Here is a 697-nt window from a genome sequence, read left to right as displayed (position 1 = left end):
CCCTTGCGCGCCATCTCGACACCCCAATGCACGTGGTCGAGCTCGCGGATTGAATGAGCGTCCGGATTGATGCTGAAGATGCAGCCCTGATCGAGTGCCTTTTGATGCCAGCGCCAGTCGAGATCGAGTCGCCACGGATGAGCGTTGATTTCGACAGCGACGCCGTGTTTCGCACACGCTTTGAGGACTTTGTCGATGTCGAGATCATAACCGGGCCGGCGCAACAGCTGGCGACCGGTCATGTGCCCGATGATTGTCGTCCGAGGATTTCCGATCGCCTCGATGATACGCTCCGTCTGTTCCTTCTTTGGCAACTTGAAGCGGCTGTGCACGCTCGCGACGACGAAATCGAACGTCTCCAAGATATCATTCGGGTAATCGAGCGTGCCATCCGCCAGGATGTCCGCTTCGATGCCCTTCAGGATGCGAAATTTTCCATTGTATGCCTTGTTCAGCTGGTCAGCTTCGCGGTGCTGTTCAGCAATCTCCGGTAGTGTGAGGCCGCCTGCGTAGTGAGCGGACTGCGAATGATCGGCGACACCAAAGTATTCGAAGCCGCGCCTGCGCGTGGCCTCGGCCATTGCCTCAAGCGTTTCGGTGCCATCGGATGCGATCGTGTGGGAATGCAAGATGCCATGCAGATCTTCATCCCGAATGAGGGCGGGTAGCTTGTGCTTTGCCGCTCGCTCAATCTCGT

At 57.5% G+C, this 697-nt stretch carries 1 protein-coding gene; it reads right to left on the bottom strand.

What is annotated here, in order from left to right:
- A partial coding sequence (locus EN993_RS36480) for a PHP domain-containing protein (protein WP_164758090.1) occupies window positions 1-697 on the bottom strand: 697 nt, incomplete at both ends.

It is taken from the genome of Mesorhizobium sp. M7D.F.Ca.US.004.01.2.1 (genome assembly GCF_003997785.1).
Classification (GTDB): domain Bacteria; phylum Pseudomonadota; class Alphaproteobacteria; order Rhizobiales; family Rhizobiaceae; genus Mesorhizobium; species Mesorhizobium loti.
The sequence above is the reverse complement of the archived record's forward strand: the minus strand, read 5'-3'. Positions and strand labels throughout refer to the sequence as shown.